This is a genomic window from Burkholderia lata (assembly GCF_902499335.1).
GTDB lineage: Bacteria > Pseudomonadota > Gammaproteobacteria > Burkholderiales > Burkholderiaceae > Burkholderia > Burkholderia lata_B.
Map to the genome: position 1 here is coordinate 76,495 of NZ_CABVQK010000007.1, position 25,005 is coordinate 101,499.

At 66.4% G+C, this 25,005-nt stretch carries 24 protein-coding genes, 3 tRNA genes and 1 pseudogene; 17 read left to right on the forward strand and 11 right to left on the reverse strand.

Annotation, left to right across the window (positions count from 1 at the left end):
* Positions 1–2 precede the first annotated feature (2 nt).
* The 5 genes from uvrC to BCO18175_RS18435 all read left to right on the forward strand — a co-directional run bounded on the left by uvrC (position 3) and on the right by BCO18175_RS18435 (position 3,226).
* Entirely contained in the window at positions 3–2,036 is a 2,034-nt protein-coding gene (gene uvrC, locus BCO18175_RS18415) for an excinuclease ABC subunit UvrC (protein ID WP_174983033.1), read from the forward strand.
* A 90-nt stretch (positions 2,037–2,126) separates the two neighbouring features.
* On the forward strand, positions 2,127–2,714 hold the full coding sequence (gene pgsA / locus BCO18175_RS18420) for a CDP-diacylglycerol--glycerol-3-phosphate 3-phosphatidyltransferase (RefSeq protein WP_034186518.1): 588 nt from the start codon (positions 2,127–2,129) through the stop codon (positions 2,712–2,714).
* Between the two features lie 135 nt (positions 2,715–2,849).
* Positions 2,850–2,925, forward strand: a tRNA-Gly gene (locus tag BCO18175_RS18425).
* A gap of 52 nt (positions 2,926–2,977) precedes the next feature.
* Positions 2,978–3,053: transfer RNA gene (locus BCO18175_RS18430), tRNA-Gly, on the forward strand.
* 99 nt (positions 3,054–3,152) lie between these two features.
* Positions 3,153–3,226: transfer RNA gene (locus BCO18175_RS18435), tRNA-Cys, on the forward strand.
* A 376-nt stretch (positions 3,227–3,602) separates the two neighbouring features.
* Here BCO18175_RS18435 and BCO18175_RS41115 read toward each other — a convergent pair.
* Positions 3,603–3,749 (reverse strand): annotated as a pseudogene (locus BCO18175_RS41115) (IS701 family transposase); the annotation flags it as partial.
* Positions 3,750–4,279: 530 nt separating this feature from the next.
* On the opposite strand from BCO18175_RS41115, the gene BCO18175_RS18445 reads away from it, so the two are divergent.
* Together BCO18175_RS18445 and BCO18175_RS18450 are read left to right on the forward strand one after the other, a co-directional pair.
* Positions 4,280–4,603 (forward strand): hypothetical protein, encoded by a 324-nt coding sequence (locus tag BCO18175_RS18445; RefSeq protein WP_174983038.1) that lies wholly within the window; start codon positions 4,280–4,282, stop codon positions 4,601–4,603.
* 189 nt (positions 4,604–4,792) lie between these two features.
* Complete coding sequence (locus BCO18175_RS18450; RefSeq protein ID WP_254608122.1) at positions 4,793–5,290, forward strand: GNAT family N-acetyltransferase; 498 nt, start codon at positions 4,793–4,795, stop codon at positions 5,288–5,290.
* Positions 5,291–5,406: 116 nt separating this feature from the next.
* Here BCO18175_RS18450 and BCO18175_RS18455 read toward each other — a convergent pair whose 3' ends face one another.
* Both BCO18175_RS18455 and BCO18175_RS18460 read right to left on the reverse strand, forming a co-directional pair.
* The gene (locus BCO18175_RS18455) at positions 5,407–5,955 is read right to left on the reverse strand and encodes a GNAT family N-acetyltransferase (RefSeq protein WP_174983040.1); all 549 of its coding nucleotides are present in this window, start codon (positions 5,953–5,955) and stop codon (positions 5,407–5,409) included.
* Positions 5,956–6,013: 58 nt separating this feature from the next.
* Complete coding sequence (locus tag BCO18175_RS18460; RefSeq protein ID WP_174983042.1) at positions 6,014–6,634, reverse strand: helix-turn-helix domain-containing protein; 621 nt, start codon at positions 6,632–6,634, stop codon at positions 6,014–6,016.
* A gap of 148 nt (positions 6,635–6,782) precedes the next feature.
* Here BCO18175_RS18460 and BCO18175_RS18465 point away from each other — a divergent pair, with 148 nt between their 5' ends.
* A complete protein-coding gene (locus BCO18175_RS18465) occupies positions 6,783–7,019 on the forward strand; it encodes a ParD-like family protein (protein ID WP_043182015.1) in 237 nt (78 codons plus the stop codon).
* Complete coding sequence (gene map / locus BCO18175_RS18470; protein WP_174983044.1) at positions 7,019–7,825, forward strand: type I methionyl aminopeptidase; 807 nt, start codon at positions 7,019–7,021, stop codon at positions 7,823–7,825. The genes BCO18175_RS18465 and map overlap by 1 nt, the downstream gene beginning before the upstream one ends.
* 153 nt (positions 7,826–7,978) lie before the next feature.
* On the opposite strand, the gene BCO18175_RS18475 is transcribed toward map, so the two are convergent.
* Positions 7,979–8,482 (reverse strand): GAF domain-containing protein, encoded by a 504-nt coding sequence (locus BCO18175_RS18475; protein WP_174983047.1) that lies wholly within the window; start codon positions 8,480–8,482, stop codon positions 7,979–7,981.
* 102 nt (positions 8,483–8,584) lie between these two features.
* On the reverse strand, positions 8,585–9,502 hold the full coding sequence (locus BCO18175_RS18480) for a LysR family transcriptional regulator (RefSeq protein WP_174983049.1): 918 nt from the start codon (positions 9,500–9,502) through the stop codon (positions 8,585–8,587).
* A gap of 109 nt (positions 9,503–9,611) precedes the next feature.
* Here BCO18175_RS18480 and BCO18175_RS18485 point away from each other — a divergent pair, with 109 nt between their 5' ends.
* Positions 9,612–10,484: a pirin family protein gene (locus BCO18175_RS18485; RefSeq protein WP_174983050.1), complete on the forward strand. Its 873-nt coding sequence runs from the start codon at positions 9,612–9,614 to the stop codon at positions 10,482–10,484.
* 126 nt (positions 10,485–10,610) lie between these two features.
* Positions 10,611–11,096 (forward strand): GNAT family N-acetyltransferase, encoded by a 486-nt coding sequence (locus BCO18175_RS18490; RefSeq protein WP_174983052.1) that lies wholly within the window; start codon positions 10,611–10,613, stop codon positions 11,094–11,096.
* A 22-nt stretch (positions 11,097–11,118) separates the two neighbouring features.
* Here BCO18175_RS18490 and BCO18175_RS18495 read toward each other — a convergent pair whose 3' ends face one another.
* Genes BCO18175_RS18495 through BCO18175_RS18505 form a run of 3 tightly spaced genes read right to left on the reverse strand, consistent with a single transcriptional unit; the run spans position 11,119 to position 13,093 of the window.
* Entirely contained in the window at positions 11,119–11,988 is an 870-nt protein-coding gene (locus BCO18175_RS18495) for a cytochrome c oxidase assembly protein (RefSeq protein ID WP_174983053.1), read from the reverse strand.
* A gap of 10 nt (positions 11,989–11,998) precedes the next feature.
* Positions 11,999–12,445 carry a copper chaperone PCu(A)C gene (locus BCO18175_RS18500; RefSeq protein WP_174973152.1) on the reverse strand — a complete coding sequence of 149 codons (447 nt, stop codon included), beginning with the start codon at positions 12,443–12,445 and terminating at the stop codon, positions 11,999–12,001.
* Positions 12,446–12,457: 12 nt separating this feature from the next.
* Positions 12,458–13,093, reverse strand: coding sequence for an SCO family protein (locus BCO18175_RS18505; protein ID WP_174983055.1), 636 nt, complete (start codon positions 13,091–13,093; stop codon positions 12,458–12,460).
* Between the two features lie 279 nt (positions 13,094–13,372).
* On the opposite strand from BCO18175_RS18505, the gene otsB reads away from it, so the two are divergent.
* Together otsB and otsA are read left to right on the forward strand one after the other, a co-directional pair.
* Positions 13,373–14,125 carry a trehalose-phosphatase gene (otsB, locus tag BCO18175_RS18510; RefSeq protein WP_174983057.1) on the forward strand — a complete coding sequence of 251 codons (753 nt, stop codon included), beginning with the start codon at positions 13,373–13,375 and terminating at the stop codon, positions 14,123–14,125.
* Positions 14,122–15,501, forward strand: coding sequence for an alpha,alpha-trehalose-phosphate synthase (UDP-forming) (gene otsA / locus BCO18175_RS18515; RefSeq protein ID WP_174983059.1), 1,380 nt, complete (start codon positions 14,122–14,124; stop codon positions 15,499–15,501). The genes otsB and otsA overlap by 4 nt, the downstream gene beginning before the upstream one ends.
* A 78-nt stretch (positions 15,502–15,579) precedes the next feature.
* Here the strand turns inward: otsA and BCO18175_RS18520 are convergent, their stop codons facing one another.
* Positions 15,580–17,412: an ABC transporter ATP-binding protein gene (locus tag BCO18175_RS18520; protein ID WP_174918686.1), complete on the reverse strand. Its 1,833-nt coding sequence runs from the start codon at positions 17,410–17,412 to the stop codon at positions 15,580–15,582.
* Between the two features lie 563 nt (positions 17,413–17,975).
* On the opposite strand from BCO18175_RS18520, the gene BCO18175_RS18525 reads away from it, so the two are divergent.
* The 3 genes from BCO18175_RS18525 (at position 17,976) to BCO18175_RS18535 (ending at position 20,588) form a co-directional block, all read left to right on the forward strand.
* Complete coding sequence (locus BCO18175_RS18525; RefSeq protein ID WP_006476459.1) at positions 17,976–19,040, forward strand: glycosyltransferase family 4 protein; 1,065 nt, start codon at positions 17,976–17,978, stop codon at positions 19,038–19,040.
* A 237-nt stretch (positions 19,041–19,277) separates the two neighbouring features.
* On the forward strand, positions 19,278–20,084 hold the full coding sequence (locus BCO18175_RS18530) for a hypothetical protein (protein ID WP_174983061.1): 807 nt from the start codon (positions 19,278–19,280) through the stop codon (positions 20,082–20,084).
* Positions 20,085–20,123: 39 nt separating this feature from the next.
* Positions 20,124–20,588: a DUF2214 family protein gene (locus BCO18175_RS18535; RefSeq protein ID WP_174954830.1), complete on the forward strand. Its 465-nt coding sequence runs from the start codon at positions 20,124–20,126 to the stop codon at positions 20,586–20,588.
* Positions 20,589–20,887: 299 nt separating this feature from the next.
* Here the strand turns inward: BCO18175_RS18535 and gudD are convergent, their stop codons facing one another.
* Positions 20,888–22,240 carry a glucarate dehydratase gene (gene gudD / locus BCO18175_RS18540; RefSeq protein ID WP_174983063.1) on the reverse strand — a complete coding sequence of 451 codons (1,353 nt, stop codon included), beginning with the start codon at positions 22,238–22,240 and terminating at the stop codon, positions 20,888–20,890.
* Between the two features lie 358 nt (positions 22,241–22,598).
* Here gudD and BCO18175_RS18545 point away from each other — a divergent pair, with 358 nt between their 5' ends.
* Positions 22,599–23,360: a FadR/GntR family transcriptional regulator gene (locus tag BCO18175_RS18545; protein WP_089450172.1), complete on the forward strand. Its 762-nt coding sequence runs from the start codon at positions 22,599–22,601 to the stop codon at positions 23,358–23,360.
* Between the two features lie 137 nt (positions 23,361–23,497).
* On the opposite strand, the gene BCO18175_RS18550 is transcribed toward BCO18175_RS18545, so the two are convergent.
* Positions 23,498–24,646 (reverse strand): branched-chain amino acid ABC transporter substrate-binding protein, encoded by a 1,149-nt coding sequence (locus BCO18175_RS18550; RefSeq protein WP_174983065.1) that lies wholly within the window; start codon positions 24,644–24,646, stop codon positions 23,498–23,500.
* Between the last annotated feature and the right edge of the window lie 359 nt (positions 24,647–25,005).

Consider the following 25,005-nt stretch of genomic DNA (forward strand, 5'->3'; position numbering starts at 1 on the left):
GCATGACATCCCCTGAAGCTTCCGATACCCCGTTCGAACCGAAGAAGATCCTTGCGCAGTTGCCGCACATGCCGGGCGTCTATCGCTATTACGACACGGCGGGCGCCGTGCTCTATGTCGGCAAGGCGCGCGATCTGAAGAAGCGCGTATCGAGCTATTTCACGAAGACGCAACTGTCGCCGCGCATCGCGATGATGGTCACGCGCATCGCGCGCATCGAGACGACCGTCACGCGTTCCGAGGCAGAGGCGCTGCTGCTCGAGAACAACCTGATCAAGGCGCTCGCGCCGCGCTACAACATCCTGTTTCGCGACGACAAGTCGTATCCGTACCTGAAACTCACCGCGCACCGGTTTCCGCGGATGGCCTACTACCGCGGCTCGGTCGACAAGCAGAACCAGTATTTCGGGCCGTTCCCGAGCGCTTGGGCCGTGCGCGAGAGCATCCAGATCCTGCAGCGCGTGTTCCAGTTGCGCACCTGCGAGGATTCGGTCTTCAACAACCGCACGCGGCCGTGCCTGCTGCACCAGATCGGGCGCTGCACGGCGCCGTGCGTCGGCGCGATCTCCGACGAGGATTACGCGATCGACGTATCGAACGCCGCGCGTTTCCTGCTCGGCCGGCAGTCCGAAGTGATGAAGGAGCTCGAGCAGAAGATGCACGCGTTCGCGGCCGAGCTGAAATTCGAGCAGGCGGCGGCCGTGCGCAACCAGATGAGCTCGCTCGCGACGGTGCTGCACCAGCAGGCGATCGAGGTCGGCAGCGACAGCGACGTCGACATCCTGGCCGTCGTCGCGCAGGGCGGGCGCGTGTGCGTGAACCTCGCGATGGTGCGTGGCGGCCGGCATCTCGGCGACAAGGCGTATTTCCCGACGCACGTCGAAAGCGCGCTGACGCTCGCGGAGGGCGGTATCGGCGACGAGTCCGAGCAGGTGGAGGCGGCCGATGCGGCCGCCGGCGCATCGCCCGACCTGCCCGCGGAAGAAACCGGCCGCACGCGCGGCGAAGCGGCGGCGTCGGTCGAGGCCGAGGTGCTCGACGCGTTCATTGCGCAGCACTATCTCGGTAACCGTGTGCCGCCCGTGCTGGTCGTGAGCCATGCGCCCGCGAGCCGCGACCTGCTCGAGCTGCTGTCCGAGCAGGCCGGCCACAAGGTGTCGCTGGTGCGGCAGCCGCAGGGGCAGCGGCGCGCGTGGCTGTCGATGGCCGAACAGAATGCGCAGATCGCGCTCATGCGGTTGCTGTCCGAGCAGGGCTCGCAGCAGGCGCGCACGCGTGCGCTCGCGGAAACGCTCAGCTACGAATGCGACGATCTCGCGACGCTGCGGATCGAATGCTTCGACATCAGCCATACGATGGGCGAGGCGACGCAGGCGTCGTGCGTGGTCTACCACCATCACAAGATGCAGTCGGGCGAATACCGCCGCTACAACATCACCGGGATCACGCCGGGCGACGACTACGCGGCGATGCGGCAGGTGCTCACGCGCCGCTACGAGAAGATGGTCGAGCAGGCCGCGCAGGCGGCTGCCGCCGACGATGCGGCCGGCATCGACGGCGAGTCGACGCGCCAGGCCGAGGCGTCGAGCCTGTTGCCGAACATCGTGCTGATCGACGGCGGCAAGGGTCAGGTCGAAATCGCGCGCCAGGTGTTCACCGAGCTCGGGCTCGACACGTCGATGCTGGTCGGCGTCGCGAAAGGCGAGGGGCGCAAGGTCGGCCTCGAGACGCTCGTGTTCGCCGACGGCCGCTCGCCGCTCGAACTCGGCAAGGAGAGCGCGGCGCTGATGCTCGTCGCGCAGATCCGCGACGAGGCGCACCGTTTTGCGATCACCGGCATGCGCGCGAAGCGGGCGAAGGCGCGCCAGACGTCGCGGCTCGAGGAGCTCGAGGGCGTCGGCGCGAAGCGCCGGCAGCGGCTGCTCGCGCGGTTCGGCGGGTTGCGCGGCGTCGTTGCCGCGAGTGTCGAGGAACTCGCGAGCGTCGAGGGCATCTCGCACGCGCTCGCCGAGCAGATCTACAAGCAGCTTCACTGACGTGGCCGTGCGGCCGGCTGCCTTGCCAGCGTTCTTGTGGCAGGCCGGTCGACACGGCACAATTGCGAATCCTTTACTGTCCCGCATGCCATGCCGTTCAATTTCCCGATTTTCCTGACGTGGGTACGGATCGTGCTGATTCCGCTCGTCGTCGGCGTGTTCTATCTGCCGGACACGGTGATGGGCGGCGCACACCGCAATCTCGCGGCGGCGGCGATCTTCATACTCGCGGCGCTGACCGACTGGTTCGACGGCTATCTCGCACGCAAGTGGAACCAGACGTCGTCGTTCGGCGCATTTCTCGATCCGGTGGCGGACAAGCTGATGGTGACGGCCGCGCTGCTGATCCTCGTGCAGATTTCGCGGGTCGACGCGGCGATCGCACTCGTGATCGTCGGCCGCGAGATCGCGATTTCGGCGCTGCGCGAGTGGATGGCACAGATCGGCGCGTCGAAGAGCGTCGCGGTGAACCAGCTCGGCAAGTTCAAGACCGCATGCCAGATGGTCGCGATTCCGATGCTGCTGTTCTACGGGCCGCTGCCGCTCGGCGTCGTGACGATCGACACGCGTGTGTGGGGCGAATGGCTGATGTATCTCGCCGCGGTGCTGACGATCTGGTCGATGCTGTACTACATGAAGCTCGCGTGGCCGCAAATTCGGGAGCGCGGCGGCGCGTGATGCGTCCGGTCGAGCAGGTTTTTGGAAAAAGGGCTGGAAAAGCCCTTGACACACGAATGTGCCTTCGACATAATCTCGCTTCTCCGCTGCACGACGAAGTAAGTGTGTGACGGGGAAGCAGTAGCGCAGCAATACGCGGGAGTAGCTCAGTTGGTAGAGCGCAACCTTGCCAAGGTTGAGGTCGCGAGTTCGAGACTCGTCTCCCGCTCCAGATTTTTTCTGGCAGCGTGTTGTACGGCGAAGCGCTGCAGGTTCAGGACAATGCGGGAGTAGCTCAGTTGGTAGAGCGCAACCTTGCCAAGGTTGAGGTCGCGAGTTCGAGACTCGTCTCCCGCTCCAAGTAATGGGGAAGCCAAGCTTCCCTTTTTATTTGATGGACTTAGGGTCCTCGAATAAAAATCTGTCGCTTGCCTCACGGCATCCGGACAGTCCGCTTTTGGCGCGATAGCAAAGCGGTTATGCAGCGGCCTGCAAAGCCGTTTAGGCCGGTTCGACTCCGGCTCGCGCCTCCAAGTAGAAAGAGAAAAAGCCCCGCTTCGGCGGGGCTTTTCTTTTTTCTGCGCCGATTCATCCATGTAAGACCGCCGCCTGGCGTGGTGCAAAGTCGCCTCTAGCCACTCAGCACACTGCGATTCGCGCGTATTTGCGTCGCATGTCCGTGTCGGACCGACGCCCAGGTGCTGAACGCGTTGTCGGGTCGAGTGCCGTCGAAAGTGTTTGCGACCGTTGACGATGACTGGGCTGAGCGACTGGGAGTGGGGTAGGCATGAAGCGCGAGCGTCACCTGTCGCCGTCTGCGATTCGACGCAATGTCGGTTCGCTTGCACGCTGCTTCGACTGAGTCGTCAAGTCCGGCTGCGCCGCGCGGGATCGTGGCTCCATTCGAGGCGCGCTTACACGTTCCGGTTTCAGATGCGCCGCCAACGGCTCGACGCGCTTGCGTCGAATTGGCAGCGTTGGCCCTTGGCAATCGCTCCTCGATCCGGATTCGCGATCGTTATGCCCAAGTGCTTCACATCAATGTTCCAGATACATCTCGAATGACGTCTCTCAGTCCGTCATTTCTGACGGCGTCGATGAGGAATTTAAAAAAATTGCATGAATTTATTGATGCAGAAAAATTAGTAGGTGTCAGCTCCGTATACGCCGCGGTACATGGAGACGCCGCAAATAATGTGATGCGATTGCGTTTTGCATTTGTTCATATTTGAAGAAGGTCGATTTCGTTAGAATGGGTGTCAGGATTTTGTCAGGTGGGCCGCTGTCGGCCGGTAATGGTTTCCCGGCTACTGCGCGTGAGTATCGATTACGTGATCCAACTGTCTGCTGCGCAGTCTTGCGGGCATAGGTCTTATCCCATCTTGCTCGATGGCTGGCTGCTTCCGTTCCGCCCAGGCTGTCGATCTACAAACACGGCCGCTCGCCGAGCGACTTCTGCTCCGCCGACAGGACCCATTCAGTATCAAGCTAACGCCAAGTCAGTGCCGAGCGGCAGTTGCGTGGGCCGGGCACGACTGCCTCATTTCGCAATAGCGCAATTCGTTTGTTTTTATAATAGTCTCGCCATGAAATACGTTTTCTCTTCTGCTTTGATCTTGAGCTCGGTTGTTTTGATGGGATGTGCTGACGGTATGGCGCGTATCCATGTCGCGGGCAGCCCTGTTGTGCGAGCAGCGAGTAATGAGAATGGCGCGTTTGGTAAAGATGTGCGTCGTGTCGAAAGTCCCAGAAAAATTACCAGAGGCAGCGATGGGGAATGCTGGGATTATATTGTCTCGGCAAATGGCAGCACGCTTCCTTATTACGTGGTCGTTGGGTCCAATGACCGGGTAGGGAGTCATGCATTTGCAACTTGCGCGGCTGCTCGACAAGCAGGGAATTTCAAGTAAGCCTTCACGCGGGGCCGGTTTGAAACCTGACTCGGTAAGCTCTTCACAAGAGATGAGTTTGTCATCCGGCGAGTCCGGTTCGACTCCGGCATGCGCCTCCAGATAAAGCCCCGCTTTGGCGGGGCTTTTCATTTCTCCGCGTGCCGGCGCGGAGGTGGGGCGTGGGGTGGACGGGGCGGGTGCGGTAGCATGGCGCGATCATCAGGCGTCGAGGCTATCGATGGCGAAACCAGGCGAAGCGAATTGAACACCCCGGGGCTCGAAACGAGGGAAGCGCGGCCATCCGATTGCGCCGCAATCGCGAGGCTGCTGCACCAGCTCGGATATGAGGCGACGCCCGCGCTGATTCATGAAAAGTTGCAGTCCCTGGCCGACAAGCCGGATGACCGGGTTTGCGTAGCAACATTGGGTGGCGAGGTCGTCGGCAGTATCAGCCTGCACATCCTGCCCCTCTTTCATGCAGCCGGAAATCTCGGGCGCATCACGAGCATGGTCGTTGACGAGCGTCACAGGGGATGCGGTATTGGCGGTACGCTGATGGCGGCCGCCATGCGTTGGTTCGAGAGCGGCCGATGTGTGAAGCTGGAGGTGACGAGTGGCGATCAACGCCCGGACGCTCACCGCTTTTATGCGCATCACGGTTTCGCGCGCGACGGGCTGCGGCTCTCCAGGAAAATGCATCCGTAGCGCGTGTCCGAAAACAAAAGCCCGCTGTGAGCGGGCTTTTTTGTTTGCAGCGGATGATGCGGGATTCTCGAGCGTGCTCAGGTTACGCGATGTCGCTCGTTCGTCGCGCGATTCGCTCAACCATCCACCGGCTGCGCCGGCGTCTCGAGCGTCAACTGATAGAACGCCGCGTCGAGCCACCGGCCGAACTTGAATCCCGCCTGCGTGATCGTGCCGGAGTGCACGAAACCGAGCTTCGTATGCAGTGCGATGCTTCCCGCATTGGTCGCATCGATGCAGCCGACCACCACGTGCACCTGCGCTTCGCGCGCGCGCCGGACCACCTCGCGCAGCAGCACCTCGCCAAGCCCTCGGCCGCGCTGATCGCGATGCACGTACACGCTGTGTTCGACCGTGTACTTGTAGGCGGGAAACGCGCGGAACGTGCCCCAGCTCGCGAAGCCCAGCAGCGTGCCCGACGCATCGACCGCGCCGATGACCGGGAAGCCGCCCGCGCGCTTCGCCGCGAACCACGCGATCATCGCTTCCGGCGGACGCGGCTTGTAGTCGTACAGCGCCGTCGAGTTCGCGATCGCGTCGTTCAGGATCTCGAGGATGGCCGGCGCATGCTCGGCCTCGCTGCAATCGATCAGGCGCACGTCGTCGCGCTGTTTCGGGGAATTCATACGGGCTCCTGTGGGCAGTAAGTAGGGCGCGCGCACGGCTGCTGCGACGACGCGCTCATCAGAGGTTCCGCACGCCGGCGGCGGACGCATCGCAGATCGCGACGACATAGCGCGCGGCATGCGGCGACGGATTGCTGAAAATCAGCGGCTGGTCGAGCCGCATGGCCAGGCAGTCGCCTTCGTGAAGTTCGTGAAGCGCGGCGCCGAACGTGACGTCGACGCGGCCGCTGATGATCCACACCTGCTGATGCAGCGCGCTTTCGCGTCCGCCACTGTCGTACGCGACACGCGCACCGGGCGGGAAATCCACCTCGACGAGCTGAATCGGCGATGGCCAGCCGGCCGGGGAGAGGTTGCGGCGCACATAACCGGACGCCGGATCCCGCCATTCGGCCTGCTGCGCACGGCGGGCCAGCGGCTGCGCGGGCGTGTCGTCCTGGTCGCCGCCGAACAGCCCGGCCAGCGACACGCCGAGCCCGGCCGCGAGCTTGTCGAGCACGACGGCCGTCGGGCTGGCCGATGCGCGTTCGATGAGCGAGATCATCGAACGGCTGACGCCGGAACGCGCAGCCAGCGCATCGAGCGTGTAGCCTCGCACGGTGCGCAGGTCGCGTACGCGCCGGGCGATGCGTTCGTTGATACCGGTGTCGTCGGCAACGGCTGTGGCTGATTCTTTCATGGTGGATTTATTTTCCAGCAAACTGGAATTCGATGTCAACGACATTGATGGCGGCCGACCGACGACTCGACGGAATCCGAATGGCTTGCCCGGCGGTCGTGCGCAGCGTAATATACGAATCGACTACGTTTCGTTTAATTGGGGATATATGGGCATCATCAAGATTTCCGAGCACATGCACGAGCGGCTGCGCTCGACCAGCACGGCGCTGAGCCGCTCGATCAACGCGCAGGCTGAACACTGGCTGCGCGTCGGGATGCTCTCGGAACTCAATCCGGCGCTGTCGTACGGCGACATCTGCCGGATGCTGATCGAGGCCGAGGCGCGGGGCGGCGAGGCGGGGCCGGCGGAACCGGTCGAGCACGGCATCGAGCAGGTGGCGTAATGGCAAAGCGAGAAATCCCGATCCGCGGCGTCGCGGAAATCGCCAAGTCGCGCGAAGCCGCGAAGCTCGCGTCGCAGGTGCTGACGATGCTCACCGAGCATGTGAAGCCGGGCGTCACGACCGACGATCTCGACGCGCTGTGCCGCAACTACATCGTCGACGTGCTCGGCGCGATCCCGGCCAACATCGGCTATCACGGCTATCCGAAAACCGTGTGCGCGTCGGTCAACCACGTCGTGTGCCACGGCATCCCGTCGTCGCGGCCGCTGCGCGACGGCGACATCGTGAACCTCGACATCGCGGTGATCAAGGACGGCTGGTTCGGCGACACGAGCCGCATGTATTTCGTCGGCGAACCGAACGAGCTCGCGCGGCGCCTCGTCGCGACGACCTACGAGGCGATGCACGCCGGCATCCGCGCGGTGCGTCCGGGCGCAACGCTCGGCGACGTCGGCTATGCGATCCAGCAAGTCGCACATCGCGAAGGATTCAGCGTGGTTCGCGAGTACTGCGGGCACGGCATCGGCGATGTCTATCACGACGAGCCGCAGGTGCTTCACTACGGTCGCCCGGGTACCGGCGTGCCGCTCCGGCCGGGGATGATCTTCACGATCGAGCCGATGCTCAACGCGGGCAAGCGCGATACGCGCATGCTGGCGGACGGCTGGACGGTCGTCACGAAGGACCATTCGCTGTCGGCGCAATGGGAGCACATGGTCGTGGTGACGGAAACGGGCTTCGAGGTGCTGACCGAGGATGCGAAGCCGCAGGCGTTCCCGGCGCTGTCCGGCACGCACGCCGCCTGATTCCTGCCGTGCGCCGCGAAGGGCGATGCGGCGGCACAGTGAAGCGGGCCCCTTTGCGGGGCCCGTTTCCTTTTGGTTCGCGCTCGTGCGGAGTGATTCACACGCGAGCGCGGTGACTGGTTGCCCGATGGACGAACGCTACCTGGCCGCCGCTCAACCGCGGGCTTTCTGCCATGCAGATTCGACGAACACGCGGCACAGCGCTTCCATCCCCATGCGGTCTTCTTCGTCGAAGCGCGCGGCGACCGGGCTGTCGACGTCCCACACGCCGATCAGCGTGCCGTCGGCGGCCACCAGCGGCACGACGATTTCCGATTCCGATGCCGCGTCGCACGCGATATGCCCGGGGAAGTCATGCACGTCGCGCACGACCTGCGTTTCGCGCGTTTGCGCGGCCGTGCCGCACACGCCCATGCCGAGCGCGATCCGCACGCAGGCGGGCTTGCCCTGGAACGGCCCGACCACGAGTTCCGTCCCGTCAAAGAAGTAGAAGCCGGCCCAGTTGAGACGGTCGAGCGAGTGGTAGACCAGCGCGGAGAAATTGGCCGCGTTCGCGGTCAGGTCGCGTTCGGACTCGACGAGCGCGCGTGCCTGCTCGACGAGCGTCGCGTATTGAGCGGCCTTGGAGGCGTTGGGGTCGTTGGACAGCGTGAACATGGCGGGAAAGCGATCAGGGTTGTGGAATGCGCGATGCGCGTACCGCAGTCTACGGCACGCGCGCATGGTTTGCAGCGCCCGGTCATGCGTGACGCGGCGCGCTCAATCGGGTTCTAGTTCGGCAAACCGCTCCGCCAGAAAATCCAGCAGCGCGCGCACCGCGGGCAGCAACCCCCGGCGCGACGCGAACACCGCATGCACGATCTCGCGGCGCGGCGCCCAGTCGGGCAGCAAGGTTGCCAACTCGCCGCGCGCGACCTCATCGCGCACCATCATCGTCGGCAACTGCACGATGCCGACGCCCGCGATGGCTGCCGCGCGCAGCGCGAGCATGCCGCCCGTCACGAAGCGCGGCTGGTGATGAATTTCCGCGTGAGCGCCGTCGGGCCCGCGCAACCGCCACACGTGCGCGGACTGCGGGGCGCCGTGATCGAGGCTCGGCAGCCGCGCGAGATCGGCGGGAACGGCTGGTGTGCCATGCTCGCGCAGCAGCGCGGGGCTCGCAACGAGGCACTGGCCGCGCTCGGCCAGCACGCGCAGCGCGAGATCGCTGTCTTCGAGCGGCGGCGGGCGCACGCGGATCGCGACGTCGATTCCTTCTCCGACCACGTCGACGCGCCGGTTGGTGGCTTCCAGATGAATTTCGACGCGCGGGCACGCCGCCATGAACGCGGCGATCATCGTGCCGACCAGCGAATCGAGCAGCACGATCGGGCAACTGACGCGCACGATGCCGCGCGGCTCCTCGTGCAGCAGCGCGATCGCCTCGTCGGCGGCATCGGCCTCGACGAGCATCGCGCGGCAATGCGCGTAATAGGTCTGGCCGACGTCGGTGACCGTGAAGCGGCGCGTCGAGCGCTGGATCAGCCGCATCCCGAGCCGCGCCTCGAGCAGCGCGATGCGGCGGCTCAGCTTCGATTTCGGCATGTCCAGCGCTCGCCCAGCCGGTGCGAAGCCGCCGTGTTCGACGACCTGCACGAAGTAATAGAGATCGTTCAGATCCCGCGCTTTATCGTTCATGAAATGGAACGCTGAGTGCGATTTTGGCAGTCTACCGGATCGATCGTTCCACCACTATATTTCTACCCAGGATGCGAAACACGTGTTTCGCCGCAATTCGGAGAAGGCAATGAAGAAGATCCAGGGTGTGTACAGTGCGCCGCGCGGCCATTGGGTCGGCGACGGTTTCCCGGTGCGTTCGATGTTCAGCTACCAGTCTCACGGTGCGCACCTGAGCCCGTTCCTGCTGCTCGATTACGCCGGCCCGACCACGTTCGAGCCGGGCTCGGCCTCGTCGCCGCGCGGTGTCGGCCAGCATCCGCACCGCGGGTTCGAGACGGTGACGATCGTCTATGACGGCGAGGTCGCGCACCGCGACTCGACCGGCGCGGGCGGCGTGATCGGCCCGGGCGACGTGCAGTGGATGACGGCCGCGAGCGGGATCCTGCACGAGGAATTTCACTCGGAAGGGTTCACGAAGCGTGGCGGCCCGCTCGAGATGGTGCAGCTGTGGGTGAACCTGCCCGCCGCGGACAAGATGGGTGCGCCCGGCTACCAGACGCTGCTGAACGCCGACATCCCCGTGGTCGAGCTGCCGGACGGCGCGGGGCGTGCGCGGATCATCGCGGGTGAACTCGACGGGCGGCGCGGCCCGGCCCGCACGCATACGCCGATCGACGTGTGGGACGTGCGGCTCGTGGCCGGCGGCCATGCTCGGTTCCCGGTCGCCGAAGGGCGCACGCTCGCGGTGGTCGTGCTGAGCGGTACCGTGCAGGTGAACGGCGAGACGGTCGCCCGCGAAGCGCAGTTCGTGCAACTCGGCCGCGACGGCAGTGATGTCGAGATCGAAGCGAACGGCGACGCGAAGCTGCTGATCCTGAGCGGCGAACCGATCGACGAACCCGTCGTCGGTTACGGGCCGTTCGTGATGAACTCGCAAGCGGAGATCCGCACCGCGATCGAGGACTTCAACAGCGGCCACTTCGGCCAGATGCCGGCATGACGGACAGGCCCCGCGCAATGCGGGGCCTTTTTTTGCGCGCGGGCAGGCGGTCGCGCGGCGAGTGCGCTTCGAGGCATAATCGACGATTGCCGCGCGCCGGCCGGCGCGCCCGAATCAGGACCGACCATGAACGCATCCGCTGCATCCCCGAGCGCCGTCGATCTCGACTGGCGCTGGAAATCCTTCGACGCGCTGACGGCGCGCGAAGTCTATTCGATCCTCGAAGCACGCAGCGCGGTGTTCGTCGTCGAACAGAATTGCGTGTATCGCGACATCGACGACGCGGACCAGGCCGCATGGCACCTGGCCGCTTTCGATTCGGCGGGCCGCGTGGCCGGCTATCTTCGTGTGCTGCTGCCGGACGCGCAGAACACCGACGTGCGCATCGGCCGCGTGCTGACGACCGCCGCGTTTCGCGGCGCGGGCCTCGGCAACGGGCTGCTGTCGCGCGCGCTCGAGCATATCCGCGCGCAGTGGCCGGATACGCCGGTGAGCCTGCATGCGCAGGCCCACTTGCAGCGTTTCTACGGGGCATTCGGCTTCGCGCCGAGTTCGGACGTGCACGACGAGGATGGCATCCCGCACGTGTGGATGAGCAGCGCACGCGCGTAATGCGCGATGCGCCGCGCGGCGGTCAATGCGCGGCGTGCACCACCGACGGCGGGTCCGCGCGCTGCGCGGCCCGTTCATCGATCAGGCGGCCGCGCGCGGACAGCCGCAGCCAGTGCCGCAGCGCGATCAGCGCGCCGATCACGCTCATCATCGAGCCGGGAATCCACAGCAGCAGGCCGCCGATCTGCTGGTCGCGCAGCGGGCTCAGCCACGTGAACGCACGGCCGCAGATCGAATAGATCGGATACAGCTCGTGCGGCGTGAAGAAGATCAGCGCGCCGAGCGCGATCTGCGGCGGGATCGCCGCGACGACGATCAGGATCCGGCGGCCCGGTGACAGCCGGGCGGGCGGCGCGGGACGCGGATCGACGACGAGCCACCAGAACAGCAGTCCGTCGATCACCATGCTCCAGTTCATCACGCGATAGAGACGCCAGTCGAGCATCGCGATGAAGTGGATCGGCGACAGCAGCCAGAAATAGATCAGCCCGACGAACAGCACGACCGCGACGACGGGATGGAACACCACGTCGAGCGTCGCGCGCACGGGCGCCCACGCGAGCGTGGGGCGCACGAAACGCTGCCGCCAGCGAAACGGGATGCCCGCGCGAATCGCCGCGCCCGGATAGGACAGCGCGATGAAGAACGGCCCGAGGTGGTGCAGCACGAGGTGCTGCGCGCGATGCAGGAAGAACTCGTGCTCGAAGAAATAGTCGAGCCGCGTATGCAGCGCGATGTAGAGCGCCGTCAGCCCGAACCAGAACGAGAACTGCCGCAGCGGCGACACCTTCGCCTTCTTCACGCCGCGTGCGAACAGCACGGCGGCGGTCAGCACCGCGATCACCACGGTGGGCGACGGCTCCCACGGATCGAGCCAGTACAGGAGGTTCATCGCGCGCGCATCACTTCGCCTGGGCCGGCGACTTCACGGCGAACGGCGCATCGACCGTTTCGCCGTCGGAGAACTTCAGGCGCAGGTGCACGGTGTCGCCCGGCTTGATCGCGTGCTTCGGCTCCTCGAGCATGAAGTGGTAGCCGCCCGGTGCGATGTCGACCTTGCCGCGCGCGGGGATCGTCAGCTTGTCGACCATTTCCATCTTCTGCGTCGAGCCGTTCGAGACGGTCTGGTGCAGCATCGCCATCCCGTAGTCGGGGCTGTCGACGTCGACGAGATCGACCGGCTTGTCGCCCGTGTTCACGAGCGTCACGTAGCCGCCGGCGGGCAGCTTGTTCGGCAGCCAGCGCACCCATGCGTTCTGCGCGGTGATCGCGCCGGCGGCATACGCGTGGGCGCCGGCGCACAGCACGGCGAGGAGGGCGAGCGTCTTGAGTGTCGTCTTCGTTTTCATGTGGGGATGAATTCAGGTAGTGGAGGCGGTGTCGATGATCCGGCGCACATCGGCGGCGATGGCGTCGGGCGAGTCGCGGTCGGTCGCGAGCAGACGGGCGCGGCCGGTCGCGTCGAAGATGTAGACGGCCGAGCTGTGCGTGACTTCGTAGCCGCCGGACGGATCGCGCTTTTCCATCTGGTACGCGACGCGATAGCGCTTCGCGAGCGATTCGATCTGGCGGTCGGTGCCGGTCAGGCCGCGCGCATGCGCGGCGTCGAACGCGGCGACATACGATTGCATTGCCTGCGGCGTGTCGCGCGCAGGGTCGACCGACACGAACAGGATGCGCACGTTGCTTGCCTGCGGGCCGAGCTTCGCCAGCACTTCCATCAGCCGCGCCATCGTTTCGGGGCAGACGTCGGGGCAATGCGTGTAGCCGAAGTAGACGAGCGCGATTTGGCCGTGGAACGCATCGGCGTCGACGGGATGGCCGTCGCCGCCCGTCAGCGTGAACGACAGGTCGGGCAGGTGGCCGGTAACGTTGGTGAGGTTCCAGCGCGGCTCGTCGTGCGTGCACGCGGTGAGCGCCACGGCGGCGGCGAGGGCCGCAGCCGTGCGGATGAGGCGGGAGAAGCGCCGGTGCGGCGCGGTGCGGGCAGACGACATCCTGGGGCTCGATCGGACGGAATGGTGGCCGGCGGCGCGGCGCCATGCGTCGCGCGGCAGGCGGTTGCGACTGTAGCGCAATTCGCGCGCCCGCGTCCTTGAAACCCGTACGGGGCGGGCGAGCGGGGCAATATGTCGCAGTTGGCGCGGGCGGCCGCGCGATGCCGGCGCTGCGCCTGTTTCGCCCATCTCGATGCGCAGGCGCGGTAAGATGCGCACAATTCCATTCGCGCAGCGGCCGCCCGGCGCTTGCCGGCCGACCCTCACACTATCGAATCGATGCAATCCGTTCCGGCTTCCCTGTCCCTGACCGATACCGCGTTCTTCTTCGACTTCGACGGCACGCTCGTCGAACTGGCGCCGACGCCCGACAGCATTCATGTTCCGCCGTCGCTGCTGACGCTGCTCGACGAGTTGCAGCGCCGCTCGCACGGCGCGGTTGCGATCGTGTCCGGGCGCGGTATCGACAACCTCGACACGTTCCTGAAGATGCCCGGCTTGCCGATGGCAGGCCTGCACGGTGCGGAGCGCCGCGATGCGAACGGCGACACGCAGCGCATCGGCTTCAACGACGAACGCCTGCTGCGCATCGAGCGCGAGCTGGCGGCCGTTGTCGACCGTCATCCCGGCATGCTGCTCGAAATCAAGGGCGCGGCCGTCGCGCTGCACTACCGCAACGCGCCCGAGCGCGAGGCGGCGGCGCGCGCGGCAACCGAGCGCCTCGTCGCCGACTATGCCGATGCGTATGTGCTGCAGCCCGGCAAGATGGTGTTCGAGATCAAGCCGAAGGGCGTCGACAAGGGGCGCGCGCTCGCCGCGTTCCTCGATGAACCGCCGTTTGCCGGCCGCGTGCCGGTGTTCGCGGGCGACGACCTGACCGACGAGAAGGGCTTCGCGGTGGTCAACGCGCGCGGCGGCCTGTCGATCAAGGTTGGCGCGGGCGAGACGTCCGCCCGCACGCGGCTCGATTCGGTCGACGCGCTGCACGAGCAGATCGCGTGCTGGCTCGGTGCGGGGCAGCCTGACGCATGAGTCGCCTCATCATCGTTTCAAACCGCGTCGCGCCGATTTCGGAAGGCGAACCGGCGGCGGGCGGTCTCGCGATCGGCGTCTACGATGCGCTGAAGGAAACGGGCGGCATGTGGTTCGGCTGGAGCGGCGAGGTCGTCGCGTCCGGCTCGCCGCAGATCCGCGTCGAGGAGCACGGGCCGGTCACGTTCGCGACCATCGGCCTGTCGCGGCGCGACTACGACCAGTATTACCGCGGCTTCTCGAACGCGACGCTGTGGCCCGCGTTTCACTACCGCACCGACCTGATCCAGTACGACCGTCACGAGTTCGAAGGCTACAGCCGCGTGAACGTGTGGCTCGCCCAGCAGCTCGTGCCGCTGCTGCAGGACGACGACGTGATCTGGGTGCACGACTATCACCTGATCCCGTTCGCGCGCGCACTGCGCGCGGCCGGCGTGAAGAACCGCATCGGCTTCTTCCTGCACATCCCGTTTCCGGCTGCGCAGGTGCTCGTCAACGTGCCGCCGCATCGCGATCTCGTCGAGTCGCTGTGCGCGTTCGACCTGCTCGGCTTCCAGACCGAACCCGACCTGCGCGCGTTCTGCGACTACGTCGAATCCGAAGCGGACGGCGTGATCGAGCGCGACGGCCACCTGGCGACGGTGCGTGCATTCGGCCGGACGTTGCGCGCTGCCGCGTATCCGATCGGCGTGCATCCGGACGAGATCGCGTCGCTCGCGCAGGCCGGCGAGCACGGCAAGGCGGTGCGCACGCTCGCGACGTCGCTGCGCGGCCGCAAGCTGATCATGAGCGTTGACCGGCTCGATTACTCGAAAGGGCTCGTCGAGCGCTTCCGCGCGTTCGAGAAGCTGCTCGAGCACGAGCCGTCGCATCGCAATCGCGTGTCGTTCCTGCAGATCGCGCCGTCGACTCGCGCGGAGCTGCGCGCGTACCAGGACATCCGCCTGCAGCTCGAGGGAGAGTCGGGGCGCATCAACGGACGCTTCGCCGAGCTCGACTGGGCGCCGATCCTCTATATCCATCGCCAGTACGACCGCCAACTGCTCGCTGCGCTGTACCGGCTCGCGCGGGTCGGCTACGTGACGCCGCTGCGCGACGGGATGAACCTTGTCGCGAAGGAGTACGTGTCCGCGCAGAATCCGGACGATCCGGGCGTGCTCGTGCTGTCGCGCTTCGCGGGCGCCGCACGCGAGCTGACGGGGGCGCTGATCGTCAATCCGATCGATATCGACGGGATGGCCGATGCGCTGTCGCAGGCGCTGACGATGCCGCTCGCCGAGCGGCGGGCGCGCTATACGGACATGATCGCGCAGCTTCGCGAGAACAACGTGTCGGTGTGGCGCGACAACTTCCTGCGCGATCTGCAGCACGCGTAACCAGCGGTTTTCCGTGCAATAAAAAAGCCGCAGTGCGAGGAGCACTGCGGCTTTTTTTGTCGACTGCGGGCCGGCGCGTCAGGCCGCGCGTTCGCCGGTCGGCGTGCTGCCGTCGGGGGCCGGGTGATGGCGGCCGTGCTGTTTCGCGAGCAGGTCGCGGTACAGGCCGGGGCGGTTGCGCAGCACGTCGGGCGGGCCGTCGTCGATGACCTTGCCGTTGCTCATCACGATGATCCGGTCGAAGTTGCGCAGCGTCGACAGGCGGTGGGCGATCGCGATCACCGTGCGGCCGACCATCAGGCGGTCGAGCGCGCTCTGGATCGCTTCCTCGGATGCGCTGTCGAGCGCGGACGTCGCTTCGTCGAGCAGCAGGATCGGCGCATCCTTCAGGATCGCGCGCGCGATCGCGATGCGCTGGCGCTGGCCGCCCGACAGCTTGACGCCGCGGTCGCCGACGATCGTGTCATAGCCTTCCGGCATTGCTTCGATGAACTCCGCGCAGCGTGCGTCGCGCGCGGCGGCGAGCACTTCGTCGCGGGTCGCTTCGGGGCGGCCGTACGCGATGTTGTCGTAGATCGTCCGGTGCAGCAGCGAGATGTCCTGCGGCACGAGCGCGATCGCGTGGCGCAGGCTGTCCTGCGTGATCGTCTTCACGTCCTGGCCATCGACCTGCACGGCGCCGTCCTGCGTGTCGTAGAAGCGCTGCAGCAGCGCGAGCACGGTCGACTTGCCGGCGCCCGACTTGCCGATCAGGCCGACGCGCTGGCCCGGCTCGATTTGGAGGTCGAAATGGTCGAGGATCGCGCGGCGGTGCGGATACGCGAACGTCACGCGCTCGAAGTTGACGCGGCCGCCCTTGGCCGACAGCGGCTGCGCGTCGGAGCGGTCCGGCATCCCGTGCGGTTCGAGCAGCGTCTTGACGGCTTCGGACAGGCGCGCGATGTGCTGCGTGACGTCGACGAGCGCGACCGCGAGATCGCGCGTGCCGTGCAGGATCGTGAAGCCGAGCGAGCTGACGAGCACGATGTCGCCCGACGTCGCGCGGCCCTGGTCCCACAGCCACAGCGCCCAGCCGAGCAGGCCGGCGGACAGCATCGCGGTGATCACCGCGTGCAGCAGGCGCAGCTTCTCGAGATAGAGCAGGCTCTGCTGGCGCGCATCCATCTCGGCCTTGACCGTTGCGCCGAAGCGCTTCTGTTCGCGCAGCGTCATCCCGAACGCACGCACGAGGCCCATGTTGCCGATCACGTCGACCAGCTCGCCGTCGACTGCCGCAGCCTTCGCCGCGAACGTGTGGTGGCGGGCCGAGCCGCGCCCGGCGAGCTTGAACAGCACGACGGAGAGCACCGCGGAGCAGCCGAGCAGGCCGGCGGCCATCATCGGATTGACGACGATGATCATCAGGATCGCGCCCATCACCGCGATGCACGGCGGCAGCACGTTCCACGCCATCGTGTTCTCCGACGTGTAGACGGCGTTCGACGTTGCCGTGATGCGGCTCGCGAGCGTGCCCGGCTGCTTCTCGGCGTAGTAGGTGGGCGAATGGCCGATCAGGTACTGGAACAGGTCGCGTCGCAGGTCGCCGGTGACCGCGACGAACGTGTGCGCGGCGAACCAGCCGCCGACACGCCACAGCAGGTTGTCGGCGGCGATCAGCCCGACGAGCAGCGCGAATGCGCTCCACAGCGGGCCGGGGTGATGGCGCCCGGTCGCCAGCACGTCGATCAGGTGCTTGATCGCGTATTGCGAACCGAGCGCACAGCCGACGGCGGCCAGCACGCTGCAGAGCACGACCAGGTGGGCGACGGGATGAAGGCGGATGTAGCGGAACAGGAACGCGATCGGCCGGTGCGCGTAGCTCGACAGCTTCGCGTTGTGGGCGTTGCGCTGGGCAGGGGTGAGAGATTCCAAAATATGCGTGCGGTGATTCGGTGATTGAGCGTGGCGGCTGGATCGCAGGCCGGCGTTCGCCCGGACTGAATAATCCGGCATTGTAAACAAGGCCGCGTGTCGCGCTGCGCGAATCTTGCCTTGGCCAGGGGCTCGCGATCGATTTTGAGATAAAATCCGGCATCCCGTCCTGCCTCATGTGCCGGAATCACGCTGCCGGCAGTCACGGGTGCAAGGAATGCCAAAAGGGCCTTCCACTCTAGAACGGACACCCAAGTCCGCGGGTTGCAAAGTGTTGCGCCTTTGTAACAAAGTAAAGTGTTTGAAATGTTGTGCGCCGTATCAGGATTAACCCTAGATAATCGGCTCCGGGTTCGATTCCAGGTTTTTTACGAACCCCTGTCAACGGGTCTTCGTTTCAAACGTTCTATGCCTGTCGCGTCGCCGACGCTCCTTGAGCAGCGCGGGTTTGACGCCCCCGGCAGGCTGATTCGTCCGATCTTCGGACGAAATGCATCCAGCCCGGACCGCCGGCAGGTTGCCGACCCATACCTGGTTTTTAGCCGATTTTTTAGGAGTTACGCATGCGAATCGCCCAAATCGCTCCGTTGCACGAAGCGGTGCCCCCGAAACTGTACGGTGGTACCGAGCGAGTGGTGTCCTACCTCACCGAAGCACTTGTCGAGATGGGGCATGACGTCACGCTCTTCGCGAGCGGCGATTCGCAAACCTCCGCGAAGCTCGAAGCCTGCTGGCCGCAGGCGCTGCGCCTCGACCCGACGATCCGCGACGTGATGGCTCCGCACATGCTGCTCCTCGAGCAGGTGCGCCGCCGCGCGGAAGAGTTCGATGTCCTGCACTGCCACATCGACTACTACCCGTTCTCGCTGTTCTCGCGCCAGCCGGTCCCGCATCTGACGACGATGCACGGCCGTCTCGACCTGCCGGAACTGCAACCGATCTTCAACGCATTCAGCGACGTGCCGGTCGTGTCGATCTCCGACAACCAGCGCATCCCGCTGCCGCAGGCGAACTGGCTGTCGACCGTCTACCACGGCCTGCCGGAAAACCTGCTGACGCCGATCCCGAACGTCAAGCCGAGCTACCTCGCGTTCCTGGGCCGCATCTCGCCGGAGAAGCGCGTCGACACGGCGATCCGCATCGCCGAGCAGGCCGGCCTGCCGATCAAGATCGCCGCGAAGCTCGACAAGGCTGACCGCGCGTACTACGAAGAGAAGATCAAGCCGCTGTTCGCGCTGCCGCACGTCGAGTACATCGGCGAAATCAGCGAGTCCGAAAAGACCGAATTCCTCGGCAACGCGCATGCGCTGCTGTTCCCGATCGACTGGCCGGAGCCCTTCGGCCTGGTGATGATCGAGGCGATGGCTTGCGGCACGCCGGTGATCGCGTTCAAGCGCGGCTCGGTGCCGGAAGTGATCGACAACGGCGTGTCGGGCTTCGTCGTCGAAGACGAACTGTCGGCCGTTGCCGCGCTCAAGCGCCTCGATACGCTGCCGCGCGAGAAGGTCCGCGCTGCGTTCGAAGCCCGCTTCTCGTCGAAGGTGATGGCGCAGAACTATGTGAAGGGCTACGAGGAACTGCTGCGCCAGAAGCGTCGCACGGTGCTTCGCGAAGTCAACGCAAGCTGATTGCGGGCCGCCGCCGCGCTGCGGCGCGCGGCTTGCCATCGACGCCCCGTCCGGGTTCCCGGCGGGGCGTTGTCACATCCGCGGCGCGGATCTGTTGTATTCTCGCCGCGCCCGACGTCGCGAACGGCCCCCGAAGCGGCCCGGCAGGGCATCCGTCCGTCTGTCCAGACGGTAATGTCCCTATAATGGCCGTGCCGTGAAATCCGGCCCCGCACGAATATCCAGAGGAGAGCAGTCTTGGCGAGAACGAAATCCACGCGCGCAGCGCCGGCCCCCGGCGCCGGTGTGATCTTCGCGTTGCGTGCGATCGGTCTCGTGCTGCTCGCGCGCTGGCTGTTCTCGATGTCCCAGATGGGTTATCGCTCGTCGCTGTCGGCGATGGTGTCGTCGCCCTGGGCGTTCGTCTACCTCCTGCTGATCTTCCTGCTGCTCGCGCTGCCGGGCGCCGTCGCGCGCGCCGAACGGCCGTTTCATCCGCTGCCGCAGTGGCTGCGCCAGGCGCTGCGGGTCTTCGCGCTGATCGGTTTGCTGTTCGCGGTCTGGTCGATCGGCATGTTCGTATGGGCGGACGGCTGGCGCCTCGCGCTGCATGCGGTGACGGCAACCAACGGCTGGCTCGTTGCCGCACCGGCGCTTTATGCGGCGATCGTGTGGATCTGCCGCCCGCGGCCGCTGTGGCGGACCAACGTGGCCGCGCGCCGCTTCGCGGTCGGCCGGTATGCGATTTCGCTCGACGTGCTGACGCGCACCACGATCGTCTGGATGGAAAGCCGCAAGGTCGGCCAGTACGATGCGCGCGAACTGTCGGTGCGCTGGCCCGGCCGGGCGGCGCCCGCCGCAGGCGAGGGGGCGGCGGACGCGCAGCCGGCCGTCGTGCCGCCGCGCCGCGGCAGCCTGTTCAACCGACCGAAGGTCGAACTGCTGTGGGATTCGCCGGCGGCCGTCGGCCATAACCGGCAGATCGTCATGCGCGCACCGCTCGCGACCGAAGGCGACCGCGTCGCGGTGCTCGCGCTCGACGCCGCGCTCAAACAGATCGTCTGACAAGTCCCGCGCACGGCATGCGGGCGACAAGGAGGCGTGATGATCGTCCGCTGGTTGCTGGCTGCCATTCACCTGAGTGCGTTCGGCGTCGCGTTTGCCGCGATCGCGGGGCGTAACCGCGCGTTGCGCCGGCTCATTGCTTCGGCGCAGGCGGCCGATTTGCCAGGGGTATTCAAGGCTGATGCGGCGTGGGGGCTGTCGGCGCTCGTGCTGATCGTGACGGGCCTGATGCGCGCGTTCGGCGGTTTCGAGAAAGGCTCCGCGTACTACCTGCACGAACCGCTCTTTCACCTGAAGATGACCGCGCTCGTGCTGATCCTGCTGCTCGAGGTCGTGCCGATGCTCGGGCTGATCCGGTGGCGCGTCGCCGCGCGGCAGCAGCAGATGCCCGATCTCGGCCGTGCGCGCACCTATGTGCGGATCGGCCATTGGCAGGCGGTGCTGGTGATCGTCATCGTGTTCGCCGCGTCTGGGATGGCGCGGGGGATTGGGCTGGCCGGGTAGGTGCGGCCGGCTAGGTCTGGCCGGGTAGGTGCAGCCGGCTAGGTCTGGCCAGGTAGGTGCGGCCGGCTAGGCATGGCCGGGTAGGTGCGGCCAGCTAGGCCTGGTCGGGCAGGCGCGGCCTGAGAGATTCGGCCTGGGCGAGGCCGGCCAAGCCCGCCATCGCTACCGCCACCATCATCCGGATCCCGTTCGACGCGCGCAGCGTCTTCCTCCTGGCATCCCTCAGACGGGCCGCAGGCCGCTCGCTTCTCTCGATTCCGGCCCAACCGGGCGATCCTGCCGCCCGGTTCGTCGCGCGCTCAGCGCACGAGGCAGGGGCGCTTGTTGTTGAAGGTCCACCCCGGAATCAGGTACTGCATCGCCGCCGCGTCGTCGCGGGCACCGAGCCCGTGCTGTTTGTACAGCTCGTGCGCGACCGCGACGGCATCCATGTCGATGTCGATGCCGAGCCCCGGCCGCTTCGGCACCTCCACCAGCCCGTTCTCGATCTTCAGCGGCTCGCGCGTCAGACGCTCGCCGTCCTGCCAGATCCAGTGCGTATCGATCGCGGTGACCTGGCCCGGCGCGGCGGCCGCGACATGCGTGAACATCGCGAGCGACACGTCGAAGTGATTGTTCGAGTGCGAGCCCCACGTGAGGCCCCAGTCGCGACACATCTGCGCGACGCGCACCGAGCCCTGCATCGTCCAGAAGTGCGGATCGGCGAGCGGGATGTCGACGGCCTGCAACTGCACCGCGTGACCCATTTGCCGCCAGTCGGTCGCAATCATGTTGGTGGCCGTCGGCAGCCCCGTCGAGCGACGGAATTCGGCCATCACCTCGCGGCCCGAGTAGCCATTCTCCGCGCCGCATGGATCTTCCGCGTAGGCGAGCACGTGATGCTGGTCGCGGCACAGGCGCACGGCCTCGTCGAGCGACCATGCGCCGTTCGGGTCGAGCGTCACGCGTGCGTCGGGGAAGCGCTCGGCGAGCGCCGTCACGGCCTCGATCTCGCTCGCGCCTTCGAACACGCCGCCCTTCAGCTTGAAGTCGTTGAAGCCGTAGCGCGCATGCGCCGCTTCGGCGAGCCGCACGACGGCCTCGGGCGTCAGCGCGGCTTCGTCGCGCACGCGCGTCCAGTCGTCGGTCGCGCCGCTGCCGTCGCGATAGGCGAGCGCGGTCTTCGTGCGGTCGCCGACGTAGAACAGGTAGCCGAGCATTTCGACGCGCTCGCGCTGCTGGCCCTCGCCGAGCAGCGCGGCGACCGGCACGCCGAGATGCTGGCCGAGCAGGTCAAGCAGCGCGGCTTCGAGCGCGGTGACCGCGTGGATCGTCGTGCGCAGGTCGAAGGTCTGCAGCCCGCGGCCGCTCGCGTCGCGGTCGGCAAAGGTGCGCCGCACGTCGTTGAGCACCGCGTGGTAATTGCCGACCGGCTGGCCGACGACGAGCGCGCGTGCATCGTCGAGCGTGCGGCGGATGCTTTCGCCGCCGGGTACTTCGCCGACGCCGGTCCGGCCCGCGCTGTCCTTCAGGATCACGAGGTTGCGGGTGAAGAACGGGCCGTGTGCGCCGCTCAGGTTGAGCAGCATGCTGTCGTGGCCGGCGACCGGAATCGCTTGCAGATCGACGATGCGCGGCGTGTCGTGGGAGGGCGAGGCAGTGACGGCGTTCATGGGCGGCGATGGCGAAAGAGTGGGCAATGCCGTGCGGCAAAAGCTTTGCCGCGCGCGGCGGGAGGTGCGATCATTCGACAACCGACATGCGCGGCGCGCAAGCCCCGCAGGTCGACGCAACCCGAAACGGGGTGGGAGCGACAACCTGACCAGCGAAGCGCAGAACGCGAACGCTGGCTGATCGTAAGGCATGGGACCAGGCGCCGCTGGAATGCTCGCTTGAGTCGACAGGAGATCCGTGTTTCGATCATCAGTCGTCGGATGACTTGTGACGCAGTATAATGAATCATCGGCTTTCGCTCAAACCCCGCGTAAACCCTCGGCTCACATTACGATCATTCAAAAAGGAACCGGCCTCATGTCCGTGCCTACGCTTCCCGCAGCGCCGCGCCGTCGCGCACGCAGCCTCGCACAAGATGTCGTCGACGCGCTGACCGCGCAGATCGAAAACGGCACGCTGCGTCCCGGCGACAAGCTGCCGACCGAAACCGAAGTCATGGCGGCGCAGGGCGTGAGCCGCACGGTCGTGCGCGAAGCGATCTCGCGGATGCAGGCGAGCGGTCTCGTCGAGACGCGCCACGGCATCGGCAGCTTCGTGCTGGAGCCGTCGCGCCGCCAGACGCTCGGCATCGACCCGGCGACGATCACGACGCTGCGCGACGTGCTCGCGGTGCTGGAACTGCGCATCAGCCTCGAAAGCGAATGCGCGAGCCTCGCCGCGCAACGCGCGAACGATACCGACCTGGCCGCGCTGCGGCGCGCGCTCGACGCGATCGCCACGGGGGCGGGCGGCGGCCGCGACACCGCGCAGCTCGACTTCCAGTTCCACCTGCAGATCGCGCAATCCACCGGCAACCGTTATTTCGTCGACATCATGACGCAGCTCGGCACGTCGATCATCCCGCGCACGCGCGTGAATTCGGCCCGCTTTGCCGGCGACGATCTCGAGCGGTACGTCGGCCGGCTGAACCACGAGCACGAGGATATCTACGAGGCGATCGCGCGCCACGACCCGGAGGCCGCACGCGCCGCGATGCGCACGCACCTCACCAACAGCCGCGAACGGCTGCGCCGCGCGCACGAGGCGGCCGAGGCCGAGCGCGACACGCAGGCCAGCTGACGCGCCGAGCGGCGCGGCCCGAGTTGCCGCTTGCCCGCTCGCATCGCGCCAACATCAGTCGTCATACGAGATCGATATCCCTTCATCGATCACCGGGGCCGGGCGGCGTCTCCGCCGCCGGCCTCCGGCACCGCCGATCAGCCTCCCTTCGTCGTGATCGTCTTCCACGTGCCGCTCTTCACCTGGTACAGCGTCGACATCCCGCTCTTCAGCGAGCCGTCGTTCGCGAACGAGATGCGGCCGGTGACGCCTTCGAAGTCGACCTTCTTCAGCGCCGGGCGATAGACCTTCGGATCGATCGAGCCGGCCGTCTGCATCGCCTTGATCGCCGCCCACGCCGCGTCGTAGCCGAACTGCGCGTACGACAGCACGTCGACGCCGAAGCGCTTCTTGAAGCGCTGTTCGAAATCCTTCCCTTGCGGCAACTCGTCGAGCGGCCGGCCGTATTCCCACGCCATCGCGCCTTCGGCGGCCGGGCCCGCGATCTTGATGAACTCATTGTCCTTCACGCCGCCGCCGCCGACGAACTGCGCGTTCAGCCCGAGCTGGCGCATCTGCTTGATGAAGTTCGCGGCGAGCGAGTCGAGGCCGCCGAAGAAGATCAGGTCGGGATTCTTGGCCTTCAGGCTCGTGATCTGCGCGCGGAAGTCGACCGCCTGGTTGCTGGTGAACTCGCGGCCGATGAGATTGCCGCCCGCGGCCTTCACGGCCTTCTCGAACTCGTCGGCCTCACCCTGGCCGAACGCAGTGCGGTCGTCGATGATCGCGATGCGCTTGGCCTTCGTCACGTCGACCGCGTACTTGCCCGCGTTGCCGGCGTTCTGGCCGTCGGTCGCGATCACCATGAACATGTTCGCGAGCCCGCGCGCGGTGAGCGTCGGGTTGGTCGCGGCCGGATCGATCACCGGGATGCCGGCCTTGTCGTAGACGACCGAGGCCGGAATCGTCGTTCCCGAGTTGAAGTGGCCGACCACGACCGACACGTTCTGGTCGACGAGCGCCTGCGCGGCCTGCACGCCGATGCGCGGGTCGGCCTGGTCGTCCTGCACGACGAGGTTGAAGTGCGCGGGCTTGCCGGCGATCTGCACCTTCTGCGCGGCAGCGTCGTCGAGCGCGAGCTGCACGCCGTTCTGCAGGTCCTTGCCGTAGCCGGCGTTCACGCCCGTGAGCGGCGCGGCGAAACCGACCTTCACATCGGTCGTATCGGCGGCCTGGGCCGCCTGTTGCGAGAGGAGGGCAAGCGCGGATGCAACCGACACCGACAGCAGGGAATGACGGAATTTCATGTTGTTCCTCTTGTTCGATACCTGCGAGTGAGTACCGCACATGCCCAGACTGGCCGGACATGTGCGACGGGCGGGCGGTTCGACCGCTTCTCGGAATCGGGCGGGGAGGTCGGCATCGTGATCCTCGGAAGAATCTCCCGTCAGGCTCCGCGAAGAGCCCCGATCGCCTCGATATATAGGTCGCCGATATGCCCGGGTCTTGGCAATTTGCCGCGCATTCGGTGCGGATTTGCGCATAGCTTCCGCGCGGGCGGCGGCAGCCGGTATCGGGAGTTTCCCGTCGCGAACGGAGCGGGCGCAGAGGAGGGGGAGCGACGGAGGGGCAGGGAGGCGGCGCGGCCCGCCGGGGCCGCGCCGCG